Here is a 23109-nt window from a genome sequence, read left to right as displayed (position 1 = left end):
CAGCTCAGGTCAGGCGCAGGTCGATCCATTGGACAGTGTCTCCGGGCAGCACATACCGCTCGATCTCCACGAAGCCGTGCTTCCGCGCGAACCGCAGGCCGTCGGCGTTGGAGGCCAGGACGACGGTCTCGATCACCTCGGCACCCCGCTGGCGCGCCTGCTCAAGGCCACGTGCGTAGAGCTCCTCGCCGAACCCCCGCCCCCGGTGCTCGGCGAGCACACGGGCGATCACCGTGGCGGTGGCGGTGTCGTCCGCGGGCGGGCGCACCGTCGTGCAGCCGACCAGGACGTCGCCGAGGTACGCGACCTCAAGGTGATAGCGCCGGGCACGGTCCCGTACGTCGTCGAAGGACATGGCGGCGGGCGGGACGATCACATTGTGGACGTGCTGCCAGTCCTTGAGACGGGCCTCGTCGTCCGGCTGCTCGATACGAAGGGTGGACACCGGAGCAGGGAACCCGTGATCAGCAAGAGGTGTCAACTGTTTTCGCCGCTCAGGGGAGTTGGGGGTCAGCGCAGCCGGCCGTACTCGATCGCCGGGCAGCGGTCCATGACCATGTCCAGGCCCGCCGCACGCGTCCGGTCGTAGGCCTCCTCGTCGATGACGTCCAGCTGGAACCAGACCGCCTTGGCGCCGATGCGGGTGGCCCCGTCGGCGATGGGGCCCGCGAGGTTGCTGTTGACGAAGACGTCCACGACATCGACGTCGAAAGGGATGTCATCGAGCGAGGCGTAGCCCTGTTCGCCGAGAACCGTTTCCGCCTTCGGATGGACCGGCACGACGCGCTTGCCGTGGCGCTGGAGGACCTCGGCGACGCCGTACGCGGCGCGGCGCCGGTTGGTGGAGAGGCCCACAACCGCCCAGGTGTCACCAAGGTCCTGGAGGATCCTGCGAGCCGTCTCGTCGTCGCCGTACATGGCTTGTCTCCTCTGGCCGGGCGTCTCGCCCCTCCCGCGAAGGGGCCCCTGTGCCGGGCAACAGCCCGGGCCGCCCGGCGATTCCCGATGTGCTCCGGGTTCCGGTCGGGTGAGCGGGTGTCCCTGTGGGGACCGTGGCCGCGCCCCCGGTGCTGTCCGGAATGGTCCCACCTCCCTGCGCGCGGCCCTCCGGCCGCCTACGCTCACTCCGTGCTGCGTATCACCGATGTTCGAACAGGCGAGTCCACCGATGCCGTCCCCGCCCGACGGGTGCTGGCCCGCGTCCAGGTGCATCTGTCGGGGGCCGACACATCCGCGCTGCGAGTGCTGCTGGTCGCCGATGTGCTCGCCCGGGCCCTGGAGATCGGTGGGACACCCACCGTCACCGCGGCCGACCCGCCCGGGGACCTCCGGGCACGCGCCGACGCGCTCGGCATCCGCCGCGCCGAGGCGGGTACGGCCGGCGCGGGCACGGCCCTTCACGTCCTCGCGCCGGGCGACACCGTCACGGACGGCATCCGGGTCGAGGTCGCGCCGGTCACCGGCACGGCCGATCCGGCACTGCTGCGCATGATCCTGCTCGCGACCCCGCGCCGGGAGCCCGTCGACCTCACCGTCGCCGACCTCGAAGGCGCTCGCGAGACGCTGGCGCGCTGGCGGAAGGCGGTCGCCACCTGGGCGACCCGTCCGTCCAAGCCCGTCCCCGAAGCCGTACGGCAGGAACTGCGGGCCGCGTGGGAGGACGACCTCGACGTGCCCGCCGTACTCGATGTGCTGCGGCGCGTGGAGAGCGCCGAGGACATGCCGGACGGCGCCCGCTTCGAGACGTACGCCTTCGCGGACCGTCTCCTCGGGCTCGAACTCACCCGCGACATCGGGTCGGTGCTGTGATCGCCCGTGCCGGGGCAGGACCGCTGCGCAGACTCGTCGTCCTGCGGCACGCCAAGTCCTCCTGGCTCACGGGCGTGGCCGACCACGAACGCCCCCTCGCACCGCGCGGCCGCCGCGACGCCCCGGCCGCCGGACGCGCCCTCGCCGAGGACGACTGGCTGCCGGACCTCGCACTGTGCTCGACGGCCGTACGGGCCCGGCAGACCTGGGAGTTGGCCGCCGAGCAGTGGGGCACCCCGCCTCCCGTACGACTGGACCAGCGGTTGTACGGCGCCGACGTACCGGAGTTGCTGGAAGCGGTGTCCGAAGTCCCGGATCAGGTACTGACGTTGTTGTTGATCGGCCACAACCCCGGCCTGGAGGACCTGGTGCTCGAACTGGCCGGCGACAGCCTCGGCGACGCGCTGGACGACGTACAGACGAAGTTCCCGACCTCGGCCGTCGCGATCCTCGCCTGGCACGGCGTCGGCTGGGACGAACTCGCCCCCGGCACCGCGTTGTTGACGGACATGATCGTGCCCAGGGGCAAGAAGCAGGGTTAACCCACGTGAATCCGGGGCCTGCGCTCCGGGTCCGGTTCGGCGCGGCGGAGTACCTCGCGGGTGACCGGGGCGACCTCGCCGTCGCCGAAGACGAGGAAGCGTACGAGGTGGCTCAGGGGGTTGCCCTCGGTCCAGTTGAAGTACGCGTTGGGGACCGAGCCGGTGCGCTCGCGCAGCTGCATCAGGACGGCCGCGATGGTGTTGGGCACAGTCGCGCCCCGGACGCGCAGCCTGCGTACGCCGTGCTTCTCCTCGCCGTGCACGGCGAGGTCGGCGGTGAAGTCCGAGGAGTCGGTGACGAAGACCTCCAGGAAGAGCACCGGACGATCGTCGGGGATACGGGTGTGCTCACGCTGGCTGCGCTCCTTGGCGCGGTACTCCCGGTAGCTGTGCTCGTCCGGCTCGTTGGCGATGAGCTGGAGCGGTCCGCTGACCGCGGCCTCGTCTATGAACCGGGCGGCGGCCTCGTCGAACGTGACTGCGGCGGCGCGCAGTTCGAAGGCGCGGTGCACACGGGAGGCGAACGAGGTGACCAGGATCGCGAGGATGAAGATTCCCGCGATCTTGATGCCGTCGGGCCGCTCGATGACATTGGTGACCAGCGTGTACGCGAACACCGCGGTGATCGCGCCGAAGCCGATCGCGGGGCCCCGCCGGCCCCGCTTGTGCACGGCGACCGTGGAGGCGAACGACGCGGACAGCATCAGGACCAGCACACCCGTGGCGTACGCGCCGCTCTGGTCGTCGACATTCGCGTTGAACCACAGCGTGATGAAGACCGCGGCCGCCATGAAGACCAGGACCAGCGGACGCACGGCGCGGGACCACTCCGGAGCCATGCCGTAGCGCGGCAGATAGCGCGGTACGAGGTTGAGGAGCCCGGCGAGCGCCGAGGCACCCGCGAACCAGAGGATCGCGATGGTCGAGATGTCGTAGACCGTGCCGAAGGCCTCACCCAGGTGCTCGTGCGCGAGATACGCGAGCGCGCGGCCGTTCGCCGATCCGCCGCTCTCGAACTCGTCCTGGGGGATCAGGATCGTCGTCGCCAGACTGGACAGCAGCAGGAAGCCGCTCATGATCACGGCGGCCGTGGTGAGCAGCTTGCGGGTTTCGCGGATCCGGCCCGTCGGCTTCTCGTACGTGTCCGTCGCGTCGCCCTTCACCTGAGGCATCACCGCGACGCCCGTCTCGAAGCCGGACATGCCGAGCGCCAGCTTCGGGAAGACGAGCAGCGCCACGCCGACCATCGCGATCGGTGAGGAGTGCTCGGCCGTCATCATGTCCGTCCAGTCACCGATCTTGACCGGGTTGCTCAGTACCTCCCAGGCGGAGGTGGCCAGGACGACGACATTAAGTGCGAGGTACGCCGTCACGAGCACCACGGCTATGCCGATGGCCTCCTTGAAGCCCTTCAGGAAGACCGCACCCAGCGCGGCGACCAGGACAAGCGTGATCCAGACGTTCCCGCCGTGCATCCAGTGCGGAGCGAAAGGATTTTCCACGACGTGTGCGGAGGCGTCCGCCGCCGACAGCGTGATGGTGATCATGAAGTCGGTGGCCGCGAACCCGAGCAGCACAAGGACGAAGATCTTCCCCGACCACCAGGGCAGCAGCCGCTCCAGCATCGCGATCGAACCCTCGCCGTGCGGGCTCTCGTGCGCGACACGGCGGTACACCGGCAGCGCGCCGAGCAGGGTCAGCGCGATCAGCACGAGCGTCGCGAGCGGGGAGAGCAGTCCGGCCGCGAGCGCGGCGATACCCGGCTGGTAGCCGAGCGTGGAGAAGTAGTCCACGCCGGTGAGACACATCACGCGCCACCACCTGTGGCCCTGGTGCTCGGCGTCCGGGGTGGCGTGCGGGCCCGGGTGGCGGGCCGACTGCTCGCTCAGGCCCTCCAGGAGCCACGCCCGCCAGCGGGGTGTGGCAGCGGAGGGCTCGGGATGGTCGGGCGCGTCCGCGTCGGAGCTCTCCACCTGGGTGCCGGTCATGCTGCGATCTCCCTGCGATCGGTCGGGCCGGCGATCCGGCGTCGGTCGAACTGTTGCCCCGGCCTGGGCCTTTCGGCAACGACGAGCGAGTATCCACCACCTCCTCGCGCACACGTTCGCCGGGGGCGACCGTGCGGGACGGCGGCGTGCTCCACGCGCGCGCGGGGCACGTACCACGTGCGGGAACGGGCCTGCTAGAGGGCAACCGGATGCCCCACGCGTGCGTGGAGCACCTACCGCGTACGGGGGAACGGCCTGCAGGAGGCCGATCGGTGCTCCACGCGCGCGGGGGCACATACGCTGGCGTGATGCAGGACGAGTACCGCACAGTGGCCCGCGCGGGCGTGCACGAGACCGAGGTCAACCGCTCCCGTTTCCTGTGCGCCCTCGCCCCGGCCGCCACCGAGCGGGAGGCCCAGGACTTCATCGCCGGTGTCCGCAAGGAGCACGCCGACGCCACCCACAACTGCTTCGCGTACGTCATCGGAGCCGACGCCGCCGTCCAGAAGGCGAGCGACGACGGCGAACCGGGCGGCACCGCGGGCGTCCCCATGCTCCAGATGCTGCTGCGCCGCGACATGCGGTACGTCGTCGCCGTCGTCACCCGCTACTACGGAGGCGTCAAGCTCGGCGCGGGCGGACTGATCAGGGCGTACGGCGGCTCGGTTGGCGAGGCGTTGGACACCCTGGGGACCCTCACGCGCCGGAGGTTCCGGCTGGCCACGGTGACGGTCGACCACCAGCGGGCCGGCAAGGTGCGACACGATCTGCTGTCGACCGGGCGCCAGGTGCGTGACGTTCGCTACGACGAGGCGGTCACGATCGAGATCGGGCTACCGGACGCGGACGTGGAGTCGTTCCGGGCGTGGCTGGCCGATGTCACCGCCGGGACAGCCGGGTTGGAACTCGGCGGAGAGGCGTACGGGGACGCGTGACTCGGCTGTGTCGCCGTCGGCCGTGAGGGCCGATACGGGAGTAGCCGCCCGTGATGTCCGACCCGCCCGTTAGTCTCGGGGATCATGAGGCTTCTGCACACTTCCGACTGGCATCTCGGCCGGGCGTTCCACCGGGTGAACATGCTCGACGCCCAGTCCGAGTTCATCGGCCACCTCGTCTCGACCGTGCGCGAGCACGACGTCGACGCGGTGGTCGTGTCGGGGGATGTGTACGACCGGGCGGTGCCGCCGCTGGCCGCGGTCGAGCTCTTCGACGACGTCCTGCACCGGCTGGCCGACCTCGGCGTACCGACGGTGATGATCTCCGGGAACCATGACTCCGCGCGCCGGCTCGGCGTCGGTGCCGGGCTCATCGGGCGGGCGGGCATCCATCTGCGGACCGAGGCCTCGGCGTGCGGCACGCCCGTGGTGCTCGCCGACACACATGGTGACGTGGCCTTCTACGGACTGCCGTATCTCGAACCGGCCCTGGTGAAGGACGAGTTCGGGGTGGAGAAGGCGGGCCACGAGGCGGTGCTCGCCGCTGCCATGGACCGGGTCCGCGCCGACCTCGGCGCGCGTGCGGAGGGCACCCGTTCCGTGGTCCTCGCCCACGCCTTCGTCACCGGGGGCCAGGCCAGCGACAGCGAGCGGGACATCACGGTCGGCGGGGTCGCCGCCGTACCCGCCGGTGTCTTCGACGGCATCGACTACACCGCGCTCGGGCATCTGCACGGCAGCCAGACCATCACCGAGCGCGTGCGCTACTCGGGCTCCCCGTTGCCGTACTCCTTCTCGGAGACCGACCACCGCAAGAGCATGTGGCTCGTGGACCTCGGCCCCGAGGGCCTGCTCGGCGCCGAGCGGATCGACTGCCCCGTCCCCCGGGCGCTCGCCCGCATCCGGGGACAGCTGGAGGAACTGCTCGTCGATCCGGAGCTGCAGGGGCACGCGGAGGCGTGGGTCGAGGCGACCCTCACCGACCCGGTGCGCCCGGCCGACCCCATGGCCCGGCTGACCGAGCGCTTCCCGCACACGCTCAGCCTCGTCTTCGAACCGCTGAGGGCGCCGGAGGACCCGGATCTCTCCTACGCCCGGCGTCTGGCGGGCCGCGGTGAACAGCAGATCGCGGAGGACTTCGTCGCCCATGTGCGTGGCGCGGGACCCGACGCACGCGAACAGGCGGTGCTGCGGGACGCGTTCGACGCGGTCCGTGCCGACGAGGCCGTACGGGAGGTCGCCCGGTGACGACACATCCACGGGAGACGGCACGTCCGCCGGCCCTGATGGGGGCCGCCCGATGAGGCTGCACCGCCTGGACATCACCGCGTTCGGGCCCTTCGGCGGCACCCAGCGCGTCGACTTCGACGAACTGTCGGCGGCGGGGCTCTTCCTGCTGCACGGGCCGACGGGCGCGGGCAAGACGTCCGTGCTCGACGCGGTCTGCTTCGCGCTCTACGGAGCCGTGCCGGGCGCCCGTCAGGGCGGTTCGCTGCGCAGCGATCACGCGACACCCGCCACCCGCACGGAGGTGACCCTCGAACTCACCGTCGCCGGACGCCGGTTGGAGATCACCCGGCAGCCACCCTTCGAGCGGGTCAAGAAGCGCGGCGCGGGCACGACGACCGAGAAGGCGCAGAGCTGGCTGCGCGAGTACGACGCGTCGGCCGGCTCCTGGAAGGACCTCAGCCGCTCCCACCAGGAGATCGGTGAGGAGATCACCCAGCTGCTCGGCATGAGCCGCGAGCAGTTCTGCCAGGTCGTGCTGCTTCCCCAGGGCGACTTCGCGCGCTTCCTGCGGGCGGACGCCGAGGCCCGCGGCAAGCTGCTCGGACGCCTCTTCGACACGCACCGGTTCGCCGAGGTCGAGAAGCGGCTCGCCGAACGGCGGCGCGCGGCCGAGGCCGAAGTACGTGACGGGGACACGGCGTTGCTCGCCGACGCGCACCGCATGCAGCAGGCGGCAGGCGACGCCATGGCGCTGCCCGACCTGGCGCCGGGAGACCCCGGTCTCGCCGACGCCATCCTGAGCTCTGCTGCCGTCGCCCGCAGCACCGCACGCGAACGGCTCACCATCGCCCACTGCGCGCGTATGGCCGCAGAGTCCGCGCAGGCCGCGATAGGTCGCCTGCTGGACGACGTACGTGAGGTGGCTCGGCTGCAGCACCGGTTCGCTCAGGCGCGGGAGCAGGCCGCGCGCCTGGAGGAGCGGGCCGACGCCCAACGCGCGGCCCAGGCGCGGATGGAACGCGGCCGCAAGGCCGAGGCAGTGGCCCCCGCGCTCGACCTGCGTGACGTCGCCGAGGCCGAGCATCGGCGCTCGGCAGCCGAGGAGACACGCACGCGTGCCGCCCTGCCGGAGACGTTCGCCGGAGCCGGTTCCCCCGGGCTCGTGTCCGCCGCGCGCAGGGCGGCCGAGGAACTGGGCGGCCTGGAGTCGGCGCGTCGCGCCGAGCGCCGACTGGCCGAACTCGCCACGGAGCGCGTCGACCTGGACCGTCAGGAGCGCGCCGACGAGGACGTACTCCAGGACGCCGAGAGCTGGCTCTCCACTTGGGAGGCGACCCGCGCCGCCTTCGAGGAGCGCGTCGAGTCCGCGCAGGAGGCCGCGACACGCGCCGAGCAGCTCGCCGTGCAGCGCGACCCCGCGCAGGCCCGACTCAACGCGGCCCGCCAGCGCGACGAGTTCGCCCGTGACACGGACGACGCCCAGCAGCAGGCCCTCGCCTTCCGCGAACGCGCCACGGACGCGCGCGCCCACTGGCTCGACCTGAAGGAACAGCGGCTCCAGGGCATCGCCGCGGAACTCGCCGCAGGACTCGTCGACGGCGAACCCTGCGCCGTGTGCGGCGGCACCGAACACCCGGCGCCCGCACGGAAGATCGCCGGGCACGTCGACCGGGAAGCCGAGGAACAGGCCCTCGCCGCCTACCAGCTGGCCGACGACCAGCGCACCGAGGCGGAACGGCGGCTCGGCCTGGTCCGGGAGGCGCTGGCCGCGGCGACCGCGGAGGCTGGCGACGCCCCCACGGCACAACTCGCCGAGCGAGCAGGTGAGTTGGAGCGGGAACACGCCGAGGCTCGCGCCGCCGCATCGGGGCTGCACACCGCACGTGAGCGACTCGCGCAGGCCGGTCTTGAGCACGAGCGGCGGGTGGCCGCCCAGCAGCAGGCCGCACTCCGCGCCGCGGCCCGGGTGTCGCACCGGGACCGGAACGACCAGGAACGGGCTTCTCTACAGGAGGAGTTGGACCAGGCCCGGGGCACCGCGGGCAGCGTGGCCGCGCGGGCCGCGCAGCTGGAGCGGCAGGTCGCGCTGTGCACCGAGGCCGCCGACGCGGTGCGCGCGGCCGAGGACACCGCGCAGCGGCTCAAGGACGCCGACGCGCGACTGGCCGACGCGGCCTTCCGCGCCGGGTTCGACACGCCGAGGGCAGCCGCCGACGCACTGCTCGACGACGCGGCGCACCGGGAGCTCCAACGGCGGCTCGATGCCTGGCAGTCGGAGGAGGCGGCGGTACGGGCCGTACTCGCCGAATCCGACACGGTGGCCGCCGCCCAGCAGCCGCCCGCCGACCTGCGGACCGCCGAACAGGCGGCCGAGTCCGCCGCCCGCCGGCTGCGGGACGCCGCCTCCGCGCAGGACGCGGCGGCCCGGCGGTGCGGGGAGCTCGACCGGCTGTCCACGCGCGCGACCGCGTCCGTACGCCGCCTGGCGCCGCTGAGGGAGGCGTACGACCGCGTGGCGCGCATGGCCGGTCTCGCGGCCGGCACGTCGGCGGACAACGAACGCAAGATGCGCCTGGAGTCCTACGTTCTCGCCGCCCGCCTGGAACAGGTCGCCGCCGCCGCCACCGTACGGCTGCGGCGCATGTCCTCCGGGCGCTACACCCTGGTCCATTCCGACGACCGCGCCGGGCGTGGCCGCAGCGGTCTTGGACTGCATGTCGTGGACGCCTGGACCGGCCGCGAGCGCGACACGGCGACGCTTTCCGGCGGCGAGACGTTCTTCGCCTCCCTCGCGCTGGCCCTCGGCCTCGCGGACGTCGTCACCGACGAGGCGGGCGGGGTGCGGCTCGACACGCTCTTCATCGACGAAGGGTTCGGCAGCCTCGACGAACAGACCCTCGACGACGTGCTCGACGTGCTCGACTCGCTGCGGGAGCGCGACCGCAGCGTCGGCATCGTCAGCCATGTCGCGGACCTGCGGCGCCGCATCCACGCCCAGCTGGAGGTCGTGAAGGGGAGAACGGGGTCGGTCGTACGGCAGCGGGGCGACCAGGATTGACCTGGGTGACCCCGGTGCCCCGGTGCACTCGGTCGCTCAGTGGCCCAGCGGGCGCCGGGGGAGTGGTGAGGAGTAGACGACACTGGTGGTCACGGAGCCCAGGGTGCCGATCTTGCCCGCCATCTCCTCCAGGTGGCTCATGGAGCGCGCCGCGACCTTGATGACGAAGCAGTCGTCGCCCGTGACGTGGTGCGCCTCCAGGATCTCGGGCGTCGTCCCGACCAGGTCGTGGAAGGGTTTGTAGTTGCCGTTCGGGTACCTGAGCCGCACGAACGCCAGGATCGGCAGGCCCAGGCTCTCCGGGTCGACGACGGCCGCGTACCCCTGGATGACACCCGCCTCCTCCAGGCGCCGGACCCGTTCGGTGACCGCGCTCGCGGACATGGAGACGGCACGGGCCAGCTCGGCGAAACTGGCCCGGCCCTCACGCTGGAGGACATCGAGGATCTGCCAGTCGGTGGCGTCCGGGGAATACGCGGTCATGTGGAATGAATAGCAGGGAAATCCCCGGCCGATCAAGAGAGATGCCGTGGATCGCCACTTCAGGGAGGGGAGCGCCGGACGTAGATTTCTGACCAGGAAGTCCTGCGCGACCGGTGCGGATGGCACTGGTCCGGCGGGACCGGGAGGGAAGGCATCACCATGACTGTGACCGCTGTGACCGCTGTGACCAGCACCGCTGTGGCCGGTAACCCCGTTCTGCGCGTCGCGCCGGCGTCGCCGGCCGCTGCCGCCGGCTACTTCGGCGCGAGCCTCGCCTTCCACGCCGACGCGTCCGATGTCGCCATCGCCCTCGCTGTCGACGGCGACCCCGGTTTCGTCGTCCTCGACTCCCGCTCGACCGAGTCCTGGGACCGGGGCCATGTCCCCGGCGCGATCCACCTGCCGACCGCGCTCATCCCCGAGCAGGCCGAGCAGCTCCTCGACAGGTCGGTGCCGGTCGTCACGTACTGCTGGGGCCCCGGCTGCAACGGCGCGACCCGCGCCGCCCTGGCCCTCGCCGAACTCGGCTTCCAGGTCAAGGAGATGCTCGGCGGCTTCGAGTACTGGGCGCGCGAGGGCTTCGAGTTCGAGACCTGGCAGGGGCGCGAGCGGCACGCCGCGGACCCGCTGACAGCGCCGGCGGACGCGGCGGACTGCGGCTGCTGAACCCGTCGTACGGTACGGATCCAGTACCGCGCGGCGGGTTCGGTCCCGTACGCCCCGCCCCCTCCTACGGCTCGGGGCTCGGCAGGTTCAGTCCCGCACGACTTCGGGCAGCGGCCGCAGAAAGCGGCGGTCCGCCGCGTGGAACTCCGTGGCCGGCCGGGCCGCGCGCAGCACCACGTCGAGGGCGCCGTCCGGGTCGCAGGCGTAATGCCCGCTCGCCCAGGCGGCGTTGGCCTCCACGACGGCCCAGCGCCTGTCCTCGCCGGTTACCAGACCGACGTCCACGACGACGGCGCTGGGCAGCCCCGCCTCGGCGAGCCGCGCGGCGAAGGCCAGCACCTCATCCCCGCGAGGGTCCTCGTCGAGCGGTGCGACGGCCAGCTCGCCATGCTCGAAGTACCGGCTCGCGGTGCGGACTTGGCCGTCAAGGAGGAAGAGCCGGTACTCCACGGCGAAGGCCACGATGTCGCTGACGAGGACGGGTGTGCCGTCGTCCACCGCATCGGGGCCCGGCAGCCGGCTGCCGTCCGGATAGACCCGTGCGGGGAAGCTCTTGTCGTTCGGCGGCTTGATGAAGGCGGGGCGGCGCAGCCGGCGTGCCTCGGCGACCGTGCTGAACTCGATCTCCCTGTGCGTGAGTTCGTACGGCAGACCGGCCAGCCAGTCCAGCGGCGCCTCAAGCAAGCCGAGCCGCAGATCTCCCGCGACGGCATCAGCGAACAGTGGCCCGGCGTACACCGCCGCGCCCGGTGTTGCCCGCCATTCCTCCGGCACCCGCCAGTCGCGCAGCGTTTCGACGTGCGTGCCGCGTCGGCGCGCGGCGTCGGCGAGAGCGTGTCCGGTCGCCGTAACGCGTGGGGAGAGGAAGAGAGTTCGGGTGGTCATGGGTGTCGAGGGTGGCGTATCGGACAGGGAAGGGGACAGCGAATTTCCCCCGGATCCATGCCGTGTAGCTTCTGCGCATGGCGAGAAACGACGACTTACGCGCGGTCCAATGGGTGGAGTCGGGCGGCGGGCCCCTCATAGCGATCCCGGAGACCGTGCTGCCCTTCTGGTCGGGCGCGGACGGCGACGAGATCTACTCCGACTACGACCGGGCCTGTGATGTGGACGGCTTCATCGGCCTCGTACCCGTCGGCGACACCCGGGCCCTGGTCCTCGGCGACGAACCCGCGTCGACCTCTTTCCTGCCCGAGCACGGCACCTTCGTACGGTGGTGCGCCGCCGACTCCGAGGGCGAACTGCTCGCCGGCGTCCCGGCCGCACTCGAAGCGGCGGTCTGGGAGCCGGACATGCACTGGAACGTGCCGGGACCCGTGGTCCTGTTCGACGCGGCCTGGCCCGGGACCGCCTCGACGCGCACGGAGCACCTCAGGGTCGCGCTGGAGCCGGGCCGGTACGCGGTGCGCGCGACGTACGCGGAGCCGGGACCCGAGACGTGGGTGGGTCTCGTACAGCTGCGGCGGCTGCCCTCCTGAGCGCGTGCGTCACCGGCTCGGAGGACGGCCGCCGACGTGGGCAGCGAGCCGTCTCGCCGCTGGAGTGCGCGGTTCAGCTTTCCTCGTACCGCCGGCGGTGGACGGCGCACGGCGGCGGCGGGGCTCAGCGACACAACACGAGCCCGGCCGCCGTCCGTTGGCCTCACAGTTGGGACAGCTCGTCCACCAGGTCGTCCAGGCCCAGCGACCCCTGCGACAGGGCCGCCATGTGCCAGGCCTTCGCGTCGAAGGCGTCGCCGTGGCGCTTCTTCGCGTTCTCGCGGCCCAGCAACCAGGCACGCTCGCCGAGCTTGTAGCCGATGGCCTGCCCGGGGATGGTCAGGTAGCGGGTCAACTCGCTCTCCACGAAGTCGGCCGGACGGCTGCTGTGTGCGCCGAAGAACTCCTGCGCCAGCTCGGGAGTCCAGCGCTCACCCGGGTGGAAGGGCGAGTCCGCCGGGATCTCCAGCTCCAGGTGCATGCCGATGTCGACGATGACCCGGGCCGCGCGCATCATCTGCGCATCGAGGTAGCCGAGGCGCTGCTCAGAGTCGGTGAGGAAGCCGAGTTCGTCCATGAGCCGCTCCGCGTACAGCGCCCAGCCCTCGGCGTTGGCGCTGACTCCGCCGACGGTGGCCTGGTAGCGGGAGAGGTCCCCCGCGACGTGGGCCCACTGCGCGAGCTGGAGGTGGTGGCCTGGGACGCCCTCGTGGTACCAGGTCGAGACCAGGTCGTACACGGGGAAGCGGGTCTGGCCTATCGTCGGCAGCCACGTACGGCCGGGGCGCGAGAAGTCCTCCGACGGTGCCGTGTAGTACGGGGCCGCGGCGCTGCCGGCCGGCGCGATACGTGACTCCACCTTCCTTACCCGCTCGGCGAGTTCGAAGTGTGTCCCGTCCAGTTCCTCGATCGCCTCGTCCATCAGGTTCTGCAGCCACGCCTGGACCTCGTCGACGCCCTCGATGTGCGTGCCGTGCTCGTCGAGGTACGCGAGCGCCACCCAGGGGGTTTCGGCGCCGGGAAGGATCTTCTCGGCCTCCTGCTTCATCTCGGCGAGGAGGCGGTGGTACTCCGCCCAGCCGTACGCGTACGCCTCGTCGAGGTCGAGGTCCGTACCGTTGAAATAGCGCGACCAACGGGCGTACCGCTCGCGACCGACCGTGTTCGGCGCGCCCTCGATGGCGGGCGCGTACACGTCGCGCATCCAGTCCCGCAGGGAGACCACGGCCTCGGTCGCGGTCCGGGCGGCGGCGTTCAGCTCCGCGCGCAGCGTGTCGGGGCCCGGCGCGACGAAGTCCTCGAACCAGCCGCGGCCCTGGCCGTCCGTGTCGGACCACTCGGTGAGCTGCTCGATGAACGTCGCGGTCGGGCGCGGGCTCGCGTACAACTTGCGTTCCAGACCGAGGGCGAGGGACTCGCGGTAGCCGTCCAGCGAGCCCGGCACCGCGCGCAGCCGCTCCGCGACCGCGGCCCAGTCCTCGTCGGTCTCCGTGGGCGTGAGGGAGAAGACCTCGCGCACCGAGTGCGCGGGCGTGTGCATGTTGCCGACCGTGCGCAGGTGTTCGTCGGCGTCGTGCACGGCGAGTTCGGCGCTGAGCCGCTCGCGCAGCAGACGGCCGCAGCGGCGCTCGATGTCACGGTCCGCGCCCGGCTGCCGTTCCGCCTCGTCGAGCCGCTCCAGAGTTCTGCGCGCCAGCTCGGCCAGGGCGGCCTGACCTGCGGGCGAGGCATCCGGCAGCTTGCTGGAACTCGCCTTGTCGCCGAGGTACGTACCGGTGATCGGGTCGAGGGCGATGAGGTCGTCGACATAGGCGTCGGCGACCTCGCGGGGCAGCGGGCTCTTCGTCTCTGACATGCGGACATCCTCATACGAGGACGCGGTTCGCGTCATCAGGGTTCGCTCAGGGCATGGCCCCTGGTGGACCCTGCGGTCAGCCGTCTCGCCTCGGGGGCAACAGAGGCCCGCAGTCCCACTGCTGGAAGATCAACCGGGTCTCCACGCGCGCGACCTCACCCCGGGACGTGAACTCGTCGAGGACCAGTCGCTGCAGATCAGCCATGTCGGCGACCGCCACATGGACCAGATAGTCGTCAGGTCCGGTGAGATGGAAAACGGTACGAGACTCCGGCAAGGCCCTGATCCGCTCCACGAACGGTCCGACCAGCTCCCGCCGATGCGGCCTGACCTGCACGGACAGCAACGCTTCCAGGCCGCGCCCCAACTTCGCCGGATCCAGCCGCAGTTGATGGCCGAGAATGACTCCGGCACGGCGCAGCCTGGTCACCCGGTCCAGACAGGTCGAGGGCGCGACACCGACCTGCGCGGCCAGATCGCGGTACGTCGTCCGGGCGTCGTTCTGCAACAGCCGCAGCAGATGGAGATCCACCGGATCGAGTACGACGGAATCGGCCATGCGGCGAACGTAGCACGGGATGTGGCGCCGCCCACCCGGTCCTTGTTCAGGCTCAGGGCATGGACTCCGTCAGCTACGACACACGCGTACCGAGAACGACGAGACACGGCGACCATGGCGCCGGCCGTACCCGCGCGCTCGCCACCGAGGCCGTGCACGCCGGGCGCGAGGATCTCGCCCGGCAGGGACTGCACGCGGCGCCGATCGACCTGTCCACGACCTACCCGTCGTACGACAGTCGCGGCGAGGCCGCCCGGATCGACGCGTTCGCCACCGATGGCGCCGAACCGCAGGGCCCACCCGTCTACGGCCGGCTGGGCAACCCGACCGTCGCCCGCTTCGAGACCGCCCTCGCGCGCCTCGAAGGCACCGAGAGCGCGGTCGCGTTCGCGAGCGGGATGGCCGCGCTGAGTGCCGTACTGCTCGTACGGAACGCGCTGGGGCTGCGCCATGTCGTCGCCGTACGGCCCCTGTACGGCTGCAGCGACCATCTGCTCACCGCCGGGCTGCTGGGTTCCGAGGTGACCTGGGTCGACCCGGCGGGCATAGCGGACGCGCTGCGCCCGGACACGGGCCTGGTGATGGTCGAGTCCCCGGCCAACCCGACGCTCGCCGAGCTCGATCTGAAGGCCGTCGCGCACGCCTGCGGATCGGTTCCCCTGCTCGCCGACAACACCTTCGCCACGCCGGTGCTGCAACGCCCTGCCGAGCAGGGGGCACGGCTGGTCCTGCACAGTGCCACGAAGTACCTGGGCGGACACGGCGACGTGATGGCCGGAGTGGTGGCCTGCGACGAGGAGCTCGCCGGTCGGCTGCGCCAAGTGCGGTTCGCCACCGGGGGCGTTCTGCATCCGCTGGCCGGCTATCTGCTGCTGCGCGGCCTGTCGACCCTGCCCGTACGAGTCCGGGCCGCGTCCTCGAACGCCGCGGAACTGGCCCGCCGCCTCACCGCCGACCCACGCGTGGCCCGCGTCCACTATCCGCGGATCGGCGGCGCCATGATCGCCTTCGAGGTCCACGGCGACCCGCACGCCGTCATCGCCGGGGTCCGGCTGATCACCCCCGCCGTGAGCCTCGGCAGCGTGGACAGCCTCATCCAGCATCCGGCCTCCATCAGCCACCGTGTCGTGGACCCGGCGGACCGCCACGACGCCGGGGTCGGCGACCGGCTGCTACGGCTGTCGGTCGGGCTGGAGGACGTGGACGATCTGTGGGCCGACCTGGACGGGGCATTGGGCCGGCCCAGCATCCGATCCTGAAGTGCCCTGGGTTTTCAGGCCGGGTGGGCGGCGAACGGTCCATCGCTGCGGAAGGCCGGTTCGGCGAAGCGTTGCAGGAGGCTGACGGTGACGAGTGGTCGTCGTTCGCCGTCAGCCTCCGCGGTCGAGAACACGGCCGGGAGGCGGGCCTAGGACTTGTCCGGCCGGTCAAGTCGCAGGGAAGCGGCCGTGCTTGGCCCGCCGCAGATGTGGGTCCCCCCGAGTCTGAGGCATGATCGGCCGGACAGGTCCTAGTCCCGTACCACCGGCTCCCCAAGCTGTCCCTCGTCGTACGGCAGCCGTGATGTCACCGGAGTCGCGTCCAGGCGGGCGGTGATGACCAGGGTGCCCTCCTCGATCTGGTAGTCGAGGGGAAGGCCGAGGCCGCGCATCGCGGCGACCATGCCGGTGTTGGCGGCCTGTGTGACGGCGTACACGCTCTCGCAACCCGCCTCGACTGCCATCGTCACCAGGCGGCCGAGCAGTTCGCCGCCGATACCGCGCCGCTGCCAGTCGTCCTCGACGAGGAGCGCGATCTCCGTCTCGTCGCCGTCCCAGAGGAGATGGCCGAGCCCGACGATGCGCCCGGATGCCGTCTGTACGGCGAGGGTGCGCCCGAAGATCGGGCTGAGCAGGTGGTTGAGGTAGCGGTCCGCGTCGCCGACCGGACCGTGGTAGCGCATCCTCAGGGTGTGGGGCGAGCAGCGCTCGTGCATCGCCCTGGCGGCGTCGAGGTCGGCGGCGTCGGCGCGCCGCACGCTGATGGCGTTGCCTTCCGGCAGCGTCAGTACGTCCTGGCTGCGCGGGATCCGCGGGCCGAGCCGCGCGTCCAGCTCGACCAGTGCCCGAGCGCGCGCGAACTCCGTCGGTGTGAACGGCAGATACGGCCGCTCCACCGTGATCACCCCGCCCTCCGGCGCACGCAGGCGCATCACCGTGTCCTCAAGTGCCCCCTCGACGGGAGTGCCCTCCTCCGGGCGATCGGACCGGGGCGACTTGGCGGGCAGCGAGCGGATGGTGCACCTGCCGAGCAACTGCCGTAGAGCGAGCGGCAGTTCCGCCGCGTCCAGCGCCGTGCGGGTGGCCAGGCCCAGCACTCGGGTCGGCGCGTCGACCAGGTCGTGGGCGTCGGCCCGTTCGATCCAGGTCTCCCTGCCGCCGGCCTGCGAGACGACGCGCGTCATCTCGGAGGCGGCCAGCTCCGTGGGCGCGCGCAGCAGGAACTCGTCCACGGTGCCCTCCGCCAGCGGATGCGTCTGCAGGCTGAGGATGTCGACCTGGTACCGCGCCAGTGCCGAGCACAGCACGGCCAGCGAACCCGGCGCGTCCTTCACCGTCGTCCGCATCCGCCACAGCGTGGTCGCCCCGGAGACCGCCTCGGGCGCTACCGCGGACTCCCCGGACAACCCGGGCCTGCGTCCGTCGGTGAGCGGCCGGGCACCGGTATCTTCCGCCGGTGGCGCGTGACCGTGGTGGCGTGCCCACCATGTGTGGAAGCCGGCCGTGGCGACCAGGACGCCGGCCGAGATAATCAGCAGGGCCGTCCCGTCGGGTCCGTGCCCGATCAGGTTGGCGACCGCGTCCGCGACCGCGACGGCCGTGAACAGGGCGGCGAGTTCGACGACGTCCCGCCGCCAGTGGTGAACGGGGCGCCCATGCTTTGTTCGCGTCACATCAGACATGTCTCGAGTCATACAGCCACTGTGGAGGACCGGTGTTGCGTGATCACGAACGGTCTGTGACTGATCGGTAAAGTGTCGTTCCGTACCTTTTGTGGTTCTTTTTGCGAGTGTTTTGCTTGCGCCGCCGGGCGGATGCCTGATGCCCCTGGTCAGAGCGATCCGTGGCCAGTCCCCTTCGCACCATCGGAGCGAGGGGAAGTGAACGAGACCGCGCACCGGGGGATGACTCCGGTACGCGGTCGGCGCTTCGAGGGTACGGGAGAGTGACCGGTCCGAACGACGAGTCACACGGGCTCCCGGGAGCTACTGCCCCACTCGCCCCGGCTGAAGAACCTGAGTGAACAGCACAGTTCCGTCCTGCTCGCGCAGCCGCACCGTCAGCTCGCCGCTGTCGCCGTCGATGTCGACCTCGCCGAAGAACTGGTAGCCGCCGGCGGGCGACACGTTCGAGTCGGTCGGCGCCTTCACGAACACCCGCTCCGGACCGAAGGTGTTGTCCAGCGCGCTCGCCGGGAAGGCACCCGCGTTGAGCGGTCCGGAGACGAACTCCCAGAACGGTTCGAAATCGGTGAAGGCGGCCCGCGACGGCTGGTAGTGCTGCGCCGAGGTGTGGTGCACATCGGCCGTCAGCCACACCGTGCCCGTGATCCGCCGGTGCTTGACGAACCGCAGCAGCTCCGCGATCTGCAGCTCGCGCCCGAGCGGCGCCCCCGGGTCACCCTGGGCCACCGCCTCGATGTTCGGCTGCCCCTCGGTGGCGTCCGGCACGACCAGGCCGAGCGGCATGTCCGCGGCGATCACCTTCCACACCGCACGCGATCGCGACAACTCCCGCTTGAGCCATTCCAGTTGCTCGGCACCGAGAATGCCCTGCGGGTCGGTGGTCTGCGTGTCGGGGGAGTTGGCGTTGCGGTAGGTACGCATGTCCAGTACGAACACGTCCAGCAACGGGCCCTGGCGCAGGACCCGGTACACGCGGCCGTCCTGGTTGTCCGGTCGCAGCGTCGAGAGGGGGAAGTACTCGCTGAACGCACGGCGGCCCCGGGCTGCCAGGAGGTCGACGCTCTTCTCGGTGTAACGGGTGTCCGAGGCCGCGATCACCTCACCGGGGTACCAGTTGTTGCGCACCTCGTGGTCGTCCCACTGGATGATCGACGGAACCTGGGCGTTGAAGCGCTTCAGGTTCTCGTCCAGCAGGTTGTAGCGGAAGTTGCCGCGGAACTCGGCCAGCGTCTCGGCGACCTTGGACTTCTCCTCGGTGGTGATGTTGCGCCAGGTGCTGCCGTCGGGAAGCGCCGCCGTCGCCGTGATCGGGCCGTCGGCGTAGATGTTGTCGCCGCTGCACAGGAAGAAGTCCGGGTCGAGCTCGGCCATGGCGTCGTAGATCCGGTAGCCGCCGAGGTCCGGATTGATGCCCCAGCCCTGTCCCGCCAGGTCGCCCGACCACAGGAAACGCACCCCGTCGCGCCGCCCGAGCGGCGTCGTACGGAAGGTGCCGGTCACCGGTTCGCCCGTGCGACGCGGGTCTTGGGGGTCGGCGAGCAGCACGCGGTAGTGAATCTGCTCGCCCGCGGGCAGCCCGCGCAACCGTGTCGTCCCCGTGAAGTCGCTCCCCGCGCCGAGCAGCGGGCCTTGCCACCTGCGGGGGTTGCGGAACGACTCGGTCGCGGACGTCTCGACGATCATCCGGGCCGGGCGGTCGGACCGCACCCACACCAGTCCGGAGTCGGCGGTCACGTCTCCGGTCTGTACGCCCCACCCCGCCTTCGGCCGCCCGGACAGGGCGAACGCGGGCGCCGCGCCGAGCGCGGTGGGCAAGGCCAGAGCGCCGGAGGCGGCGAGCGAGCCGCGCAGAACGCTGCGCCGACCGGGGAACGGATGCTGCGGACGGTGTGACATGAATGCGCCTCCAGCGACGGATTCGGCCAATGGGCACTGCCACAACTACTGGTGCACCGCAGCGCACACGGAAACCGCGGGTGAACAGCTGACCGCGAGCACGAGGGAACCGGCGCCCCGCAGACAAGGGGCGCGTGTCGGAGAGGCGGACGGTGTCGGTCGGTGAGGGGCGCGTGTCTCAGAAGCGGACGACGTCGGCCGGTGAGGGGCGCGTGTTGCAGAGGCGGACGACATAGGCCGACGAGGGACGTGTCTCAGCAGCGGACCGCGTCCGCCATCAGCCGTACGCCGTCGCGGATCCGCGCGGGGGACAGGTGCGCATATCCCAGCACCAGCCGTATGCCGTCGTCGTCGACCGCCTCCCCGTAGTGCGCCAACGGACGTACAACCACCCCGGCCGCGGCGGCCCGTTGCAGGAAGTGGTCCCGTGGCCCGTACCGCTCGGGCAGCATGGCGATCACGTGCAGACCCGCCGCGATCCCGGACACCTCCGTGCCGGGAAAGTGCTCCTCCAAGGCCGATACGAGGGTGTCGCGCCGTTCCCGGTAGGCGCGTTGGCAGCGGCGCAGTTGCCGGTCGTAGCCGCCCCGCTCGATGAAGCGGGCCAGGAGTGCCTGGTCGACCACGGGGTTCCCGAGATCCATGGTGCGCTTGCGCTCGACGACCTCCTCGGTCAGTGACGCGGGCACGAGCAGCCAGCCGAGCCGCAGCCCCGGCGCGAGGGACTTGCTGACCGACCCCGTGTACGCGACGTGCTCCGGGTCGAGCCCCTGCAACGAGCCCACGGGGGCACGGTCGTAACGGAAGTCCCCGTCGTAGTCGTCCTCGATCACCAGGCCGTCCACCGACCGCGCCCAGTCGAGGAGTTCCGCTCGCCGCCGCGCGGAGTACGCGATCCCCGAGGGGAACTGATGGGCGGGCGTCGTCACCACGGCCCGTACGCCCGATGCCTCCAGGGGGCCGGTGGCCAGCCCTTCCTCGTCCAGGGGCAGCGGTACGGTGCCGACGCCGGCCGAGGCATACAGCGCACCGTGCTCGGGGCTGCCCGGATCCTCGACGCCGACAGCGTGCACCCCGCGCGCGTGGAGCACGAATCCGAGCAGCGTCATCGCCTGCGCGACCCCGGAGACCACGACGACCCGCTCCGGGTCGGCGACCACACCACGGCGTCGCGTGAGGAGCTCGGCGAGGGCCGTGCGCAGTTGGGGGAGGCCGCGCGGATCCGGGTAACCCAGTGCGTGGTGCGGGAGTTCGGTGAGCACCCCGCGCTGCGCGGCGGCCCACGCGGCGCGCGGGAACAGCGACAGGTCCGGTGTCCCGGGAACGAAATCGGCCCGCGCGTCGGCCGTTCGCGGAGCGAGATCACGCGCGCCTGGACGGGCCGCCCGCACGGCACCGCCGACCCAGGTCCCGGCGCCCCGGCCGCTGCGCAGATACCCCTCCGCGGTCAGCTGCTCGTACGCCTCCGTGACCAGCCCCCTGGACACCCCGAGATCGGCGGCGAGTTCACGGCTGGACGGCAGCCTGGTGTCCGGAGCGAGCCGGCCCGAACGGACCGACTCGCGCAGCGCCTCCTGGAGCGTGCGCCCACGCGCGCGTGCCGGGGCCGACGCGGTCGGCAGGAGCAGCTCCCAGGCGGCGGCCCAGGGATTCGGCGCCGATCCCCCGGACCCCGGGTACGGGGTGTCCCTCGCATTGGTCCCCGATGACGTCATGGAAGCGGACCTTAAACCGGACCGCGTCCCTTCATAGCGTCGCTGCCATGAACGTCACCCCCGTCCGAGGCGCACTGCTCGCCGCCCTCGCCTGTGTCCTCGTAGGAGCCTCCTTCACCGCCAACAGCGTCCTGGGCCACTACCCGTACGCGGGCGGCCAGTTCCTGCGTTACGGCCTCGCCTTCTTGCTGCTGCTGCCGCTGGTCGGCCGGGGCGGCGCGGCACCGCTCCGGGCACTCGCCCCGCGCCAGTGGGGCCGCCTCGCGCTGCTCGCTGCGGTCGGCATGGTCGGCTTCAACCTCGCGGTGATCGCCGCCGAACGGACGGCTGAGCCGGCGGTTCCGGGCGTCTTCGTGGGTTGCGCCCCGGTGCTGGTGGCTGTGATCGTCCCCCTTCGGGAGGGCCGTCGCCCGCAACGCCTCGTCCTGTACGGGTCGTTGCTCGTGGCGGTAGGCGCCTTCACCGTCCAGGGATGGGGTCGTACGGACGGCGCGGGGATCGCGTACTCCGTGTGCGCGCTCGTCGGAGAGGTGGGCTTCGCGGTCCTGGCCGTCCCCGTACTGCGGCCGCTCGGGCCACGGCTGCTGTCGGCCGCGGTCTGCGGGATCGCCGCGGTCGAGTCGGCGGCGGTCGGCGTGCTCATGGACGGCGGCGCCTGGCTTCGGATGCCGGACGCGACCGAGACGACCGCACTGCTGTGGCAGGCGGCGGTCGTCACGGTCGTCGGCTTCGTGTGCTGGTACATGGGCATGCGGCGCATCGGCGCGGAACGCGCCACGCTCTTCTCCGGGCTCATCCCCGTCGCGGCGGCCGCCACCGCGCCGCTCGTCGGCACGGGCTCGTACGGTGCCGCGCAGGCGGTCGGGAGTGCGCTGGTCGGCGCGGGAGTCGCCCTGGGATCAGGTGTGTTGGCGCGCGCGGGACGTCGGTCAGCGGCTGCCGTCCAGGATGACGCGGGCGACGAGCGCCGGATCGTCGTTCATCGGGACGTGCCCGCATCCGGGCAGCCTGACGAGCCGGGCGCGCGGAATGATGTGCTTCGCACGGATTCCCTGGCGGCGCACCAGCAACCGGTCCTTGGTGCCCCAGGCCACGGTGACCGGAAGCCCGGGGACGTCGTCGGTGAACTGGACGGAGGCTCCCGCCCGGAGAGTCTGCGTGAAACCCTCGGCGTGGGCCAGCGCGAGGGTCTCCGCGACGACGGCCTCGGGTGAACGGCGGCCCGGGCGGGCGTAGATGGAGCTGGTCAGCACCGCACGCCCGGCCGCCGTGCGGGAGAGTCGCTCGACCGCCGGGACGGGCATGCGCCGCGCGGTGTGCCGCATCGCGAGCAGGACACCGAAGGCGTACCGCCGCTCGGCCGGTGTCCAGAACCCTGCGGGCGAGAGCGTCGTGACAGACCGTACGAGCTTCTCGCGGCCCAACTCCAGTGCCAGCAGGCCGCCCAGGGAGTTGCCCGCCACATGCGGCCGCTCGATCTCCAGCGCCTCGCACAGCGCGCCGAGCACGGGCACCACCGTCCCGAGGTCGTGTGTGAGCCCGTCCGGCAGCGCCGGGGACTCGCCGAAGCCGGGCAGGTCGACGGCTATGACGTCGCGCTCGGCCGCCAGAATGTGGACGACCGGGTCCCAGGCCTGCCGGTGGTGGCCGATGCCATGCAGCAGGAGCAGCGGCGCGCCGGTGCCCACGCGCGCGTAGGACACGGTCACGGTCTTCGGGCCGCGCGGAGTGGGGACGTTGAAGGAGACCGTGGCGGACATGAAGCTGCTCCTCGTCTGGGACACGCTGACGGAGTTTGGGACACGCTGACGGACCGTTTCGTAGACAGTTTGTCAGCAACTGCTACCGACGGGTAGCCCCCGGTCGTCATGAACCAGCCCTCGCTTCTTGGACGGGAGCTTTCGGTGTCGTGTCGCGAACATCACCCAGCACCAACGTCCTGTGAACGCTC

General features: G+C 71.5%; 19 protein-coding genes and 1 pseudogene. 9 read left to right on the top strand and 11 right to left on the bottom strand.

Annotated elements, in window-relative coordinates; all coding sequences use genetic code 11:
* Positions 1-4: 4 nt before the first annotated feature.
* Entirely contained in the window at positions 5-445 is a 441-nt protein-coding gene (locus AB0N66_RS35535; protein WP_365442864.1) for a GNAT family N-acetyltransferase, read from the bottom strand.
* Between the two features lie 65 nt (positions 446-510).
* Entirely contained in the window at positions 511-918 is a 408-nt protein-coding gene (locus AB0N66_RS35530) for a CoA-binding protein (RefSeq protein WP_365442862.1), read from the bottom strand.
* A 210-nt stretch (positions 919-1128) separates the two neighbouring features.
* Between AB0N66_RS35530 and AB0N66_RS35525 the strand changes: the two genes are divergently transcribed.
* Entirely contained in the window at positions 1129-1809 is a 681-nt protein-coding gene (locus tag AB0N66_RS35525) for a hypothetical protein (RefSeq protein ID WP_365442860.1), read from the top strand.
* Complete coding sequence (locus tag AB0N66_RS35520; RefSeq protein WP_365442858.1) at positions 1806-2351, top strand: histidine phosphatase family protein; 546 nt, start codon at positions 1806-1808, stop codon at positions 2349-2351. Before AB0N66_RS35525 ends, AB0N66_RS35520 begins: the two co-directional genes overlap by 4 nt.
* On the opposite strand, the gene AB0N66_RS35515 is transcribed toward AB0N66_RS35520, so the two are convergent.
* Complete coding sequence (locus AB0N66_RS35515) at positions 2348-4339, bottom strand: amino acid transporter (RefSeq protein WP_365442856.1); 1992 nt, start codon at positions 4337-4339, stop codon at positions 2348-2350. The genes AB0N66_RS35520 and AB0N66_RS35515 overlap by 4 nt on opposite strands.
* Positions 4340-4647: 308 nt before the next feature.
* On the opposite strand from AB0N66_RS35515, the gene AB0N66_RS35510 reads away from it, so the two are divergent.
* The 3 genes from AB0N66_RS35510 (at position 4648) to AB0N66_RS35500 (ending at position 9562) form a co-directional block, all read left to right on the top strand.
* Positions 4648-5274 (top strand): YigZ family protein, encoded by a 627-nt coding sequence (locus AB0N66_RS35510; RefSeq protein ID WP_365442854.1) that lies wholly within the window; start codon positions 4648-4650, stop codon positions 5272-5274.
* 84 nt (positions 5275-5358) lie between these two features.
* Entirely contained in the window at positions 5359-6522 is a 1164-nt protein-coding gene (locus AB0N66_RS35505) for an exonuclease SbcCD subunit D (RefSeq protein WP_365442852.1), read from the top strand.
* A 52-nt stretch (positions 6523-6574) separates the two neighbouring features.
* Entirely contained in the window at positions 6575-9562 is a 2988-nt protein-coding gene (locus tag AB0N66_RS35500) for an SMC family ATPase (protein ID WP_365442851.1), read from the top strand.
* 36 nt (positions 9563-9598) lie between these two features.
* Here AB0N66_RS35500 and AB0N66_RS35495 read toward each other — a convergent pair whose 3' ends face one another.
* On the bottom strand, positions 9599-10045 hold the full coding sequence (locus tag AB0N66_RS35495; protein WP_365442849.1) for an Lrp/AsnC family transcriptional regulator: 447 nt from the start codon (positions 10043-10045) through the stop codon (positions 9599-9601).
* A 159-nt stretch (positions 10046-10204) separates the two neighbouring features.
* Here AB0N66_RS35495 and AB0N66_RS35490 point away from each other — a divergent pair, with 159 nt between their 5' ends.
* Positions 10205-10711 (top strand): rhodanese-like domain-containing protein, encoded by a 507-nt coding sequence (locus AB0N66_RS35490; RefSeq protein ID WP_365442847.1) that lies wholly within the window; start codon positions 10205-10207, stop codon positions 10709-10711.
* A gap of 87 nt (positions 10712-10798) precedes the next feature.
* Here the strand turns inward: AB0N66_RS35490 and AB0N66_RS35485 are convergent, their stop codons facing one another.
* Complete coding sequence (locus AB0N66_RS35485) at positions 10799-11596, bottom strand: ATP-grasp domain-containing protein (RefSeq protein WP_365442845.1); 798 nt, start codon at positions 11594-11596, stop codon at positions 10799-10801.
* Between the two features lie 77 nt (positions 11597-11673).
* Here AB0N66_RS35485 and AB0N66_RS35480 point away from each other — a divergent pair, with 77 nt between their 5' ends.
* Entirely contained in the window at positions 11674-12189 is a 516-nt protein-coding gene (locus AB0N66_RS35480) for an immunity 21 family protein (protein ID WP_365442843.1), read from the top strand.
* Positions 12190-12352: 163 nt separating this feature from the next.
* Here the strand turns inward: AB0N66_RS35480 and AB0N66_RS35475 are convergent, their stop codons facing one another.
* Together AB0N66_RS35475 and AB0N66_RS35470 are read right to left on the bottom strand one after the other, a co-directional pair.
* Complete coding sequence (locus AB0N66_RS35475; protein WP_365442841.1) at positions 12353-14044, bottom strand: DUF885 domain-containing protein; 1692 nt, start codon at positions 14042-14044, stop codon at positions 12353-12355.
* A gap of 76 nt (positions 14045-14120) precedes the next feature.
* Positions 14121-14603, bottom strand: coding sequence for an Lrp/AsnC family transcriptional regulator (locus tag AB0N66_RS35470; protein ID WP_365442839.1), 483 nt, complete (start codon positions 14601-14603; stop codon positions 14121-14123).
* Positions 14604-14662: 59 nt separating this feature from the next.
* Here AB0N66_RS35470 and AB0N66_RS35465 point away from each other — a divergent pair, with 59 nt between their 5' ends.
* Positions 14663-15862 carry a PLP-dependent transferase gene (locus AB0N66_RS35465; protein ID WP_365442837.1) on the top strand — a complete coding sequence of 400 codons (1200 nt, stop codon included), beginning with the start codon at positions 14663-14665 and terminating at the stop codon, positions 15860-15862.
* Positions 15863-16113: 251 nt separating this feature from the next.
* On the opposite strand, the gene AB0N66_RS35460 is transcribed toward AB0N66_RS35465, so the two are convergent.
* The 3 genes from AB0N66_RS35460 to AB0N66_RS35450 form a co-directional block, all read right to left on the bottom strand.
* On the bottom strand, positions 16114-17544 hold the full coding sequence (locus AB0N66_RS35460; protein WP_365442835.1) for a GNAT family N-acetyltransferase: 1431 nt from the start codon (positions 17542-17544) through the stop codon (positions 16114-16116).
* 303 nt (positions 17545-17847) lie between these two features.
* Positions 17848-19443, bottom strand: coding sequence for an alkaline phosphatase D family protein (locus AB0N66_RS35455; RefSeq protein ID WP_365442833.1), 1596 nt, complete (start codon positions 19441-19443; stop codon positions 17848-17850).
* Positions 19444-19697: 254 nt separating this feature from the next.
* The gene (locus tag AB0N66_RS35450) at positions 19698-21158 is read right to left on the bottom strand and encodes a PLP-dependent aminotransferase family protein (RefSeq protein WP_365442831.1); all 1461 of its coding nucleotides are present in this window, start codon (positions 21156-21158) and stop codon (positions 19698-19700) included.
* Here AB0N66_RS35450 and AB0N66_RS35445 point away from each other — a divergent pair.
* A pseudogene (locus AB0N66_RS35445) lies at positions 21149-22042 on the top strand (DMT family transporter); the annotation flags it as partial. The gene AB0N66_RS35450 and the pseudogene AB0N66_RS35445 overlap by 10 nt on opposite strands.
* 45 nt (positions 22043-22087) lie before the next feature.
* On the opposite strand, the gene AB0N66_RS35440 reads toward AB0N66_RS35445, so the two are convergent.
* Positions 22088-22918 carry an alpha/beta fold hydrolase gene (locus AB0N66_RS35440; RefSeq protein WP_365442830.1) on the bottom strand — a complete coding sequence of 277 codons (831 nt, stop codon included), beginning with the start codon at positions 22916-22918 and terminating at the stop codon, positions 22088-22090.
* Between the last annotated feature and the right edge of the window lie 191 nt (positions 22919-23109).

Source organism: Streptomyces sp. NPDC093544, assembly GCF_040683495.1.
Classification (GTDB): Bacteria; Actinomycetota; Actinomycetes; order Streptomycetales; family Streptomycetaceae; genus Streptomyces.
This window is presented reverse-complemented; position numbering and strand designations above follow the sequence as displayed.